This is a genomic window from Hydrogenophaga sp., from assembly GCF_019264445.1.
Classification (GTDB): Bacteria; Pseudomonadota; Gammaproteobacteria; order Burkholderiales; family Burkholderiaceae_C; genus Hydrogenophaga.
In genome coordinates this window covers 100,960-110,749 of sequence record NZ_JAHVAB010000059.1, presented here as the reverse complement: position 1 = coordinate 110,749, position 9,790 = coordinate 100,960, and the positions used below count along the sequence as shown (strand labels likewise).

The following is a 9,790-nucleotide window of genomic DNA, read 5'->3' as shown; positions in this document are numbered from 1 at the left end:
CACGAACGCCTGGTGGCCCTGGCCGCTGCGGGCGAAAACGTGCCGCCCGTGCTCGCCTTCGACGGCTTCGCCCTCACCACTGGCGACATCGGCGAAACGGTGGACCTGCAACTGCACCGCATGCCCGAAGGCGAACGCCTGCCCCTGATGTGCGCCGCCAGCGCCGACCTGGCGCGCTTTCACGCACGCGGCCAATGGCACGGCGGCGCCCAGCTGCGCAACACCACCTGGAACGGCGAGCGCTTTGCGCGGCTCGACTTCGAAGAACGCCTGCGCCCCGGCATGGCGCTGCAGACCGTGCAGGTGTACGACGTGCTGCAAATGCTCCTGTCGCTCGCGCGCTTTCTGCAACCCCTGGGCCCCGGCGCCGTGCAAGCCGTGCTGCAGGCCTACGACACCGCCGGCCCCGGCGGCCCCGCCTTGCGCGAGTTCATCGAACACCTGCTGCCCAGGCTGCAGCGCGTGTCCCGCATCGCGGCCTGGTCGAAGCGGCTGGATGGCTCGCGCGAGTTGATGCGCTTGCGCACGGTGCTGGAGGGGATGGCGGGGTTTGTCGGGCGGGGGGGGTGAGGCGCCTGCACACCGCCAAGATGTCTTGGCAATGGTTGCGAGCCTCTACGGCCTTCGGTAGACCCGCGCACAAATGGAAAAGCGAACCGCAATCACAACCCCGCTCTGGACAATTGCATTGAGCGTTGCCGCAGTCCTTGTGCTGATGCGAGAGAAATGAGACGCGCGCAAACGAGATACTCGTCAAGCCACTTCCATGGGTCGCTTCCTGCATGCGACCCACAACGCCTACCCGTCCCATGAACACTGCACCGCAACACCTCGCTTTCCACGGAACGATCGTCCTTCTCTTCGGCTTGCTGCTCGGCGCACCTTATGCCAAGGCCATCAAGGCGAGCGCATCCGCCCAGGTTGTCCATTCCTGGCGCGTCGCACATCAAAGCTTGTCGCTGGGTGCGGTGCTCATGTTTTCGGTGGCAGCGGTCATGCCGCTTTTGGTGAAGTCGCAGCCCATGGCTTGGGCCATTGCCTTGAGCCTCATCGTGTCGGCCTACGCCTTCTGCATCGCTACGCCACTGGCCGCCATCACGGAAGACCGAGGCCTCCAATCGGGTTCCCGTGGTTGGGCGCGTTTGGTGTACTGGGGTAACGTCGTTGGAGCAGCCACCTCGCTGGTCGGCGCCTTCGTTCTCGTCATTGCCGGTGGGTTGTCGCTGCTTTAACTCGGCCCCTGGCTATGTAGAAACACTTGCGCTGCAAACACCATCATGTTGCGCTGTCGCCCTTCATCCCGTTTGCTCGTTCTTTGCCCTGCAAGACGCTTGCTCCTGCTTCGCTTCGTGCACAAAACGGGCGCTCTGAAGGGGCAGAACTACTGGGCGACGCCTGGCGGAGGGCTGGAGCCAGGGGAAACTTTCGCAGAGGCCGCCGTGCGCGAGTTGATGGAAGAGACGGGCATACAGGTCGCGGATGTGGGGGACCCGATTGCCCGACGCGAGTTCGTGTTGCAGCTGCCAGATGGTGTAGAGGTCATTGCCGATGAACAGTTCTTCGTCGTCACCGTACCGGACCAGACCTTGCACCGGGATCGCTGGAGTGCTCAGGAAGTCGACGTCATCAACGACCACAAATGGTGGTCTGCGTCGGAACTCCAGTTGACCAGCGACGTCTTGTGGCCAGCAGACTTGCCGGAATTGCTGATGTCTCGAGGGTGTTGGGTGCGCAACTGATTTCAGCCGTCTGACGGGTGACTTTTGAGAAAGAAGAACAGTCACTCAGGGGCCAGATCCGAGCTTGTGGCGCACGTTACATTCTCGCCAGCCCAAGCTTTGCATCCTGCTTCGTTGCCCGGTTGCCGCGAAAGCGGGGCCACACAAGGCCACCCCCTATCCCTCATCAGCAAGGAAACCCATGCGTCTCATCTCCACTTTGGCTCTCGCAACGGCCGTGTTCTTGACCGGGTGCGCCGCCACAGTCACCCGCGACGCCAAGGCGCCCGCCGCTTCAGGCGCTTCGCCTGCCGCTGCCAAGACGGTGGTGCTGGAGGTTTATGGCGCACGCAACATCGGCTCTGGTGAAGACTGGGACGCTTTGCTGGAAGAGTGGCAGACCTCCATGTCTGCCGCCGCGGCCAGCAAGGGTGCCCAGTTCAAGCTCGCCAAGGCGGAGGCTGCGCGCCCCTCCGGGCCAGCCGTCCTGGTGAAGATGAAGGTGAACGACTTCCGGTATGTCTCGCAAGCCAAGCGCTACGCGGTGGGCGTGTTTGCGGGCAACGCGTTTATGGACCTCGATGTGGAGTTCGTCGAGTTGCCGCAGCTCAAGACGTTTGCCAACCGGAAGTTTCAAACCTCTTCAAGCGCGTGGCAGGGCGTGTTCTCAGCGATGACGCCCAAGCAGGTGGAAGCAGTCTCGAAGGAGATCATGTCCGAGGTCGCCGGGGACTGATGCGAACGCGGCCTGACCCAAGGCCCGGCCGTGCTCAGGTCTTGTACCCCGCATCCAGCTTCTCCACCTTGCGCAGCAGCGCCGGCCAGGCCAGTTGCGCGCCTTGTCCGGCGGTGGCGATGCGCATCACATCCGCCATGCCGGCGAGGATCTTCGGGTCGACCTGGGTGAGTTCGGTGCCGCCAGCCATGGCGTCGATCTGGATGCGGCAGGTGTTTTCGAACGTGTACATGGCCAGGAAGGCTTCGGCGATGCCGCGGCCCACGGTGAGCAGGCCGTGGTTGCGCAGCACGAGGTAGTTGGCCTTGCCCAGGTCGGCCTGCAGGCGCGGCTTTTCTTCGGGGCGGAAGGCCACGCCTTCGTAGTCGTGGTACGCGAGCGAGGCGAGCACGAAGGTGCTTTGCTGGCTGATGGGCAGGATGCCGGCCTTCTGTGCGCTCACGCCCACGCCGGCGTGCGTGTGGGTGTGCAGCACGCAGCCGGCTTCGGGCCGCGCTTCGTGCACGGCGCTGTGGATGACGAAGCCGGCGGGGTTCACCGGGAACGGCGAGTCGTGCAGCTTGTTGCACGCCATGTCGACCTTCACCAGGCTGCTGGCGGTGATCTCGTCGAACATGAGTCCGTAGGGGTTGATGAGGAACTGGTGTTCGCCGCCGGTCACGCTGTCGGGCAGCTTGGCGCTGATGTGGGTGAAGACGAGGTCGCTCCAGCCGTAGGCGGCCACGAGCCGGTAGCAGGCGGCGAGGTCGCAGCGCAGCGCCCATTCTTCGGCGCTGACGACTTCTTTCAGGGAGGGGATGTGCATGGGGTGTCTCCTGTGGCGCCCCGGGCGGGCGCGGTGTCCTGCACTGTATGCCGCTGCGGCGCGCGTGTCGTGTCCCTGTCAAGACAGCGGCGCGCGCGGGCTCACTTTTTCAGGGCGCAGGTGTTGAAGCCGAGCAGCGCGTAGGGCGGGCACCAGCCCACCAGGCCGGTGAGCAGGGGCATCACGCCCAGGTAGCCCCACAGGCCGACGGTGCCGGTGGCCGCGGCGGCCATGAGGCCGAGGCCGACGAGGATGCGAAGGGTGCGGTCGATGCCGCCGACGTTTTGGGTCATGGTGTGCTCCGGTTGGGTGGATCGCCCCGGGGCGGGGCGTGCGGCCATTGAACGCCGTTGTGCCGCGCGGGTATGTGACCTGGGTCACACAGCGGTTTCAGCGCGAGGCTGATGCGGCGGGCGAGGCGATGGCGCGCAGCGCGGCGCTGTTGCAGATGGTGATGCACTCGCGCGAGAGTTCGATGAGCCCGTCGCGCTCGAAGCGGTGCAGCAGCCGGGTGACGATTTCGCGCACGGTGCCCAGCTCGTCGGCCAGGGCCTGGTGGGTGGCGTGCACCTGTGTGCCGTGGCCGAGCAGGGTGGCGGCCAGGCGGCTGTCGAGCCGCTGGAAGGCGATGGCTTCAATGAGCGCGGTGAGGTCGGCCATGCGGGTGGCAAAGAGGCCGAGCACGAATTCGCGGAAGTCGGCCTGCGCGAGCGCGGCGCGAAAGGCGTCGGGGGCGAGCAGCGTGAGGCGCGTGGGCTTTACCGCCACGCCGTGCGCGCTCAGGGGTTGCTGCGCAAACAGGCACGACGACGACACCAGGCAGAGTTCGCCGGGCACCACGCGGTAGAGCTCGAGCTCGCGCCCGCTGCTGGCCGAGCGGGACACGCGCACTTCACCGCTGAGCAGCAGCGGGAAGCCGGCGCAGGGCGAGTGTTCATGAAACAGGGTGGTGCCGGCGGGCACCTCCATGACGGGCAGGGCCTGCGCGTCCAGCGGCGCCAGCGCGGTGCGCAGCGCGGGGTAGAGCTGGGCCAGGGTCTGCTGGTCGGCGGGGTTCATGTGGCGTGGGGCCGGGTGGCGGTTTCCAGGCGGGTGAGCCAGGCCATGGCGTGTTCGCGGCTGCTGCCGCACATCTCGGGCCCGGGGACGAGGGAGCTGCACACGGCGGGGCGTTCGGGCTGGCCAAAGAGGCAGCAGCGCAGGGCGCCGTCCAGGTGGGGGCACGGCATGCCGGCGGGCTTGCCCTGGGGCAGGCCGGGCAGGGGGCTGCTGATGGACGGGGCCGTGCAGCAGGCGGCGCAGCCGGGGCGGCAGGCCGTGGCAAGGGGGGCGGTGGGCATGGTGATGCATTGTCGCGCTGCACCCGGGCCCTACACTGTTTGCATCTCTGCCTTTTGCACCATGGCCATCACGTCTCCTACCCCTTCCACGGCTTCCGCCCCGGCGCCCGCCAGCCCCGAGACCCTCATTTCCCGGCTGAGCCAGTGGCGCCTGTGGGTGTATGCGGCGCTGGCCGTGTTGCTGGGTGCGCTGGTGGTGCAGGCGGCCCACAAGCTCATGACCGAGATGAGCTACGAGCAGATCGTGGAGGTGGTGCGCGGCACGCCGGCCACAGCGCTGCTGCTCTCGGTACTGGCCACGGCAGCGAGTTACTTCGCGCTCACCTTCTACGACCGCACGGCGCTCGCCTACGCGGGTGCGCAGCTGCCGCAGCGCGTCGTGGCCAAGACGGCGTTCATTGCGTATGCGCTGTCCAACACGATTGGCCTGGGCGTGCTCACGGGCGGTGCGGTGCGCATGCGGCTGTATGGCGCGGCGGGGCTGGAAGCGGGGTTGATTTCGCGGGCCATCGTGTTCAACGCGTTCGGCTTTGGCATCGGCATTGTGGTGGTGGGCGCGGCGGCGCTGGTGTGGGGCGCGGGCACGGTGCAGACGGTGTTTGGCACGCCGCCGGGCGTGTTGCGCGGTGTGGCGGTGGTGGTGTTGCTGGCGGCGGGTGCGTTCATCGGCTTTTGCCAGCGTGGCGGTGTGCAGCCTGTGTGGCGCGGTGTGTCGCTGCGCCTGCCGAGTGCGCCGCTGGCCGCGCAGCAGCTGCTTATTTCTGCGCTGGACGTGGTGGCCGCGGCCGCCGCGCTGTGGTTTCTGCTGCCCTCGGGCGCGATCGCGTTCCCGGCGTTTGTGGGCTTCTTCGCGCTGGCGATTGCGCTGGGTGTCATCAGCCACGTGCCGGGCGGCCTGGGCGTGTTTGAGGCGGTGATGTTGCTCGCCCTGGGCCAGCATGTGCCGGCCGAGCAGATTGCCGGTGCGCTGGTGCTGTTTCGGGTGATCTACTTTCTGCTGCCCCTGGCGCTGGCTGTGGCGATGCTGGCCGGTGCCGAGTGGCAGCGCGGCGCGGCCACGCCGGTGGTGAAGGCGGCGGCGAGCCTGTCGCCGCTGTTGTTGTCGGCGTTCACCTGGGTGGTGGGTGTGGTGCTGCTGGTGTCGGGCGTGACGCCGGCCACCGACGACGCCACCGAGCTGCTCACGCTGTACATGCCGCTGCCGGTGGTGGAGGCGGCGCACTTTCTGGGCAGCATCGCCGGGCTGGCGCTGCTGTTTGTGGCGCGCGGCATGTTCCTGCGGCTCGACGCCTCGTGGTGGGCTGGCCTGGGGCTGGCGCTGGTGAGCCTGGTGCTGTGCCTGCCCAAGGGCATTGCGGTGTCGGAAGCGGTGTTGCTGCTGGTGCTGGCGGGCGCCCTGGCGCTCTCGCGCAAGCAGTTCAACCGGCGCGCGGCGCTGTTCTCGCAGGCCTTTACCTGGGGCTGGCTGGGGGCGGTGGTCGCGGTGGTGGCGGCGGTCACGGCGCTGCTGTTTTTTGTGTACCGCGACGTGGACTATGTGGACCAGGTGTGGTGGCAGTTCGAGTTCGACGGCTACGCACCGCGCTCGCTGCGCGCGCTGGTGGCGGTGGCGCTGCTCACGCTGATGATCGCGCTGGGCCAGCTGCTGCGCCGCCCGCAGGGTGTGCTGGTGAAGCCCGACAACGGCGCGCTGGACCAGGCCGCGCGCATCGTGCGCGCGCAGCCCTCGGCGGGTGCGGGGCTGGTGATGATGGGCGACAAGAGCCTGATGGTGTCGGATTCGCAGCGCGCGTTCATCATGTTTGGGCGGCGCGGGCGCTCGTGGGTGGCGCTGTACGACCCGGTGGGGCCCGCCAGCGAGTGGACGGAACTCGTGTGGCGCTTCGTGGAGCAGGCGCGCGAATCGGGCGGGCGCGCGGCTTTCTACCAGGTGCGCCCCGAAGGCCTGCCGGTGTACCTCGACGCGGGCCTGCGCGTGCACAAGCTGGGCGAATGCGCGCTGGTGGACCTGCCCGGCTTCAGCCTGCAAGGCAAGGCGCGCTCGAACCTGCGCCACGGCGTGGCCCGGGCCCAGCGCGAGGGGCTGAGCTTCGAGGTGCTGGCGCCCGCGCAGGTGGCCGAGGTGTTTGACCAGCTGCAAACCATCTCGGATGCGTGGCTGGCCGAGCACCACACGGCCGAAAAGTCGTTTTCGCTGGGTGCCTTCAAGCGCGACTATGTGCTGCGCCAGCCGGTGGCGGTGGTGCGCCAGGGCGAGCGGCTGGTGGCCTTTGCCACGCTGCTCTGCACCGACGTCAAGCTCGAAGCCAGCGTGGACCTGATGCGCCAGCTGCCCGACGCGCCGCGCAGCGCCATGGACTTCCTGTTTGCGCAGACCATCCTGCACTTTCAGGCGCAGGGCTACCAGCGCTTCAACCTCGGCATGGTGCCGCTCTCGGGCATGGCGCAGCACCCGCTGGCGCCCAACTGGCACCGCCTGGGGCGCCTGCTGTTCAACCACGGCGAAAACTTCTACAACTTTCAGGGCCTGCGGGCGTTCAAAGAAAAGTTCGACCCCGTCTGGGAGCCGCGCTACCTCGCGTCGCCCGGCGGCTTTGCCCCCTTTTTCATCCTGACCGACGTGGCCGCGCTGATCGCCGGCGGCCTGCGCCGGGTGATCACCAAATGAAGACACTGCTCATCACCGCCAGCCTGCTCGGCGCCCTGTGGTTGCCCGGCCTGGCCAGCGCGCAGGCGCCGGCCAAAAGCCCGGCCCCGGCCGCCGCCTTCGAGACACTGTCGCACGGCAACTTCAAGAACGTGGCGCTCTACCGGCCGCAGGGCGAGGCGAAGTCGTTTGTGTTGTTCCTCTCGGGCGACGCCGGCTGGACGCCGGCCCTGGGCGCCCAGGCGCAGGCGCTCGCCGCCAACGGCGCGCTGGTGGCCGGCCTCCACACGCCCCGCCTGCTGGCCGCGCTTACCAAAGACGGCGGCGACTGCCTGTTGCCCGATGGCGACCTGGAAAACCTCTCGCACTTTCTGCAGGGCTATGCCCGTTTGCCGGGGTACTTTCCGCCGCTGCTCGTGGGCCAGGGCCTGGGCGGCACGCTGGCCTACGCCATGCTCGCGCAGGCGCCGGCCGACACGTTTGGCGGCGCGATCTCCATGGACTTCTGCCCCACGCTGGTCGTGAAGCGCCCGCTGTGCAAGGGCGACGGCGTGAACTTCAAGCGCAACGCCCCCGGCGCGGGCATCACGCTGCTGCCCTCTTCACACACGAAAGCGCCCTGGGCGGTGTTGCAGCCCGCCGAGGCCACCGCTTGCGCCCCCGCGCAGGTGCAGGACTTCGTGGCGCAGGTGCGCGGTACCGAGCTGGTGAGCGTGCCCGTGGCCGACGCCACGGCCGCGCTGCTGGAGGCGCAGCGCAAGCTCAGCCGCGCGCCCACCGCCGCGCCGCCCGCGCCCGACACCGGCGTGGCCGATCTGCCGCTGGTGCCGGTGCCGTCGGCCCGGGTGTCCGACACGTTTGCCGTGCTGCTCTCGGGCGACGGCGGCTGGGCCGGCATCGACAAGGAACTGGCCGCCAAGCTCTCGGCGGCGGGGGTGCCGGTGGTGGGTTGGGATTCGCTGCGGTATTTCTGGTCGGCGCGCACGCCCGATGGCCTGGCGCTAGACCTGGACCGCGTGGTGCGCAGCTACGCCACGCAATGGAAGAAAACGCGCGCCCTGCTGATCGGCTATTCGCAGGGCGCGGACGTGCTGCCGTTTGCGGTGAACCGGCTGCCGGCGGCGTCTCGCGGGCTGGTGGCGCACACGGTGCTGATCGGGCCGGGGGAAAAGGCGTCTTTCGAGTTCCGCCTGGGCAACTGGCTCACGCGCGACAAGAGCGGCCTGCCGCTCAAGCCCGAGCTGGCCAGGCTCACGGCTGCCCACACGCTGTGCGTGTACGGCAAGGACGACCGCGACACCATCTGCCCGCGCATCCCGGTGGAGCACGTGACGCCCGTGCCCATGGCCGGCGATCACCACTTTGACGGCATCTACCAGAAGCTGACCGAGCAGATCCTGCAGCGCACCCGCTCACCGTCGCCCTGAGTCTCGCTGAGTCGCGCTGAGGGCGCGGGTCTTCAGCCCTGGAAGCGCTGCGCCGCCCAGAGCGCCTGCTCGACCACGCCTTGCACGCCCTGGCGCGCGGGCTCCGCCACCAGATGGCCGCTGGCGTCGAAAGCGTCACCGGCCTTGCTCAGTGCAAACTGTTTCGGCGCCACCCAGCACTGCAAATTTGATAGCAATGGTGCCAAGTGAGACAAGCTCCGCAGGCCGCCCAAGGCGCCTGGTGAGGCGCTGAGCAGGCCCACCACCTTGCCGGCGAAAGGCTTGGTGCCGCTGCCCCAGGTGGCGTCGCCCTTGACGGGGCTGGACACCCAGTCGATGGTGTTTTTGAGCAGGCCGGTGTAGCTGCCGTTGTACTCGGGCGAGCAGATCACCCAGGCCGGGTGCGCGTGGAAGATTTCCTTGAGGCGGATGGCGGCGGCGGGTGTGCCGCGCGCCTCCAGGTCGGCGTTGTAGAGCGGCAGGTCGAAGTCGGCCAGCTCCAGGTGCGTGACCTGCGCGCCTTGGGCACGCGCCAGGTCGGCGGCCACGTGGGCAAGCCGGCGGTTGAAAGACTGGGCGCGTGTGCTGCCCGCGAAGACGAGGAGGGAGGGGGTGGTCATGCCGGGATTTTGGCACCCGCGCTCGTGCGCGCCCCGGCTTCAGGGGATTTCGCCGAACCCGCCGTCGGGCGGTGGGGGCGGCGTGATCACGGGCGCCGGTGGTGGCGGAGGAGGGGGCGGGCAGCGCGTGCTGGTGATGCCCCAGGCCATCTGGTAGCGCTCGTTGAGCAGGTCACGCCCCACGGTGACGGTGGTGCGCGTGAAGTTGTAGCCCACGCCCACGTCCAGACCGAGGCGCTGCGGGAAGAAGTTCACGCCCGCCGCGAGTACGGGCTTGTGGCGTTTGTCGGATGACAGGATCTTGAAGGTGACGCCGGTGTCGCCGCCGAAGTTGTGGCTGATGCCGAACATGAAGGCGGCGCCCGCGTGGGCATTCAGACAAGCCAGTGCGGCGGAGCCGGCCACGAGCCATGGGGTTTTCATTGCGGTTCCTTCCTGTGAACACCCAACGGTGGGTGGGCTCAGGTTAGGAAAAGGAGGTCCGCTCGCCCATCGGC

General features: G+C 68.3%; 11 protein-coding genes and 1 pseudogene. 6 read left to right on the top strand and 6 right to left on the bottom strand.

Features of this window, described 5'->3' with window-relative positions:
* The 4 genes and pseudogenes from KXJ60_RS12320 to KXJ60_RS12305 all read left to right on the top strand — a co-directional run.
* Positions 1–570, top strand: a pseudogene (locus KXJ60_RS12320) (hypothetical protein); the annotation flags it as partial.
* Positions 571–809: 239 nt separating this feature from the next.
* Entirely contained in the window at positions 810–1,232 is a 423-nt protein-coding gene (locus KXJ60_RS12315) for a hypothetical protein (RefSeq protein WP_291127798.1), read from the top strand.
* A 45-nt stretch (positions 1,233–1,277) separates the two neighbouring features.
* Entirely contained in the window at positions 1,278–1,739 is a 462-nt protein-coding gene (locus tag KXJ60_RS12310) for an NUDIX domain-containing protein (RefSeq protein WP_291127795.1), read from the top strand.
* A gap of 181 nt (positions 1,740–1,920) precedes the next feature.
* On the top strand, positions 1,921–2,454 hold the full coding sequence (locus tag KXJ60_RS12305) for a DUF4410 domain-containing protein (RefSeq protein WP_291127793.1): 534 nt from the start codon (positions 1,921–1,923) through the stop codon (positions 2,452–2,454).
* A 34-nt stretch (positions 2,455–2,488) separates the two neighbouring features.
* Here the strand turns inward: KXJ60_RS12305 and KXJ60_RS12300 are convergent, their stop codons facing one another.
* The 4 genes from KXJ60_RS12300 to KXJ60_RS12285 all read right to left on the bottom strand — a co-directional run bounded on the left by KXJ60_RS12300 (position 2,489) and on the right by KXJ60_RS12285 (position 4,599).
* A complete protein-coding gene (locus KXJ60_RS12300; protein WP_291127791.1) occupies positions 2,489–3,259 on the bottom strand; it encodes a class II aldolase/adducin family protein in 771 nt (256 codons plus the stop codon).
* 101 nt (positions 3,260–3,360) lie between these two features.
* Complete coding sequence (locus tag KXJ60_RS12295) at positions 3,361–3,552, bottom strand: DUF2892 domain-containing protein (RefSeq protein ID WP_291127788.1); 192 nt, start codon at positions 3,550–3,552, stop codon at positions 3,361–3,363.
* A gap of 97 nt (positions 3,553–3,649) precedes the next feature.
* Positions 3,650–4,318: a Crp/Fnr family transcriptional regulator gene (locus tag KXJ60_RS12290; protein ID WP_291127786.1), complete on the bottom strand. Its 669-nt coding sequence runs from the start codon at positions 4,316–4,318 to the stop codon at positions 3,650–3,652.
* Positions 4,315–4,599 carry a YkgJ family cysteine cluster protein gene (locus tag KXJ60_RS12285; protein WP_291127784.1) on the bottom strand — a complete coding sequence of 95 codons (285 nt, stop codon included), beginning with the start codon at positions 4,597–4,599 and terminating at the stop codon, positions 4,315–4,317. The genes KXJ60_RS12290 and KXJ60_RS12285 overlap by 4 nt, the downstream gene beginning before the upstream one ends.
* Before the next feature lie 61 nt (positions 4,600–4,660).
* Between KXJ60_RS12285 and mprF the strand changes: the two genes are divergently transcribed.
* Positions 4,661–7,267 (top strand): bifunctional lysylphosphatidylglycerol flippase/synthetase MprF, encoded by a 2,607-nt coding sequence (mprF, locus tag KXJ60_RS12280; protein WP_291127781.1) that lies wholly within the window; start codon positions 4,661–4,663, stop codon positions 7,265–7,267.
* Positions 7,264–8,673, top strand: coding sequence for an AcvB/VirJ family lysyl-phosphatidylglycerol hydrolase (locus KXJ60_RS12275; RefSeq protein WP_291127778.1), 1,410 nt, complete (start codon positions 7,264–7,266; stop codon positions 8,671–8,673). Before mprF ends, KXJ60_RS12275 begins: the two co-directional genes overlap by 4 nt.
* Before the next feature lie 32 nt (positions 8,674–8,705).
* Here the strand turns inward: KXJ60_RS12275 and KXJ60_RS12270 are convergent, their stop codons facing one another.
* Positions 8,706–9,293, bottom strand: coding sequence for an NAD(P)H-dependent oxidoreductase (locus KXJ60_RS12270; RefSeq protein ID WP_291127775.1), 588 nt, complete (start codon positions 9,291–9,293; stop codon positions 8,706–8,708).
* Positions 9,294–9,332: 39 nt separating this feature from the next.
* Positions 9,333–9,716 carry a hypothetical protein gene (locus KXJ60_RS12265; RefSeq protein WP_291127773.1) on the bottom strand — a complete coding sequence of 128 codons (384 nt, stop codon included), beginning with the start codon at positions 9,714–9,716 and terminating at the stop codon, positions 9,333–9,335.
* Between the last annotated feature and the right edge of the window lie 74 nt (positions 9,717–9,790).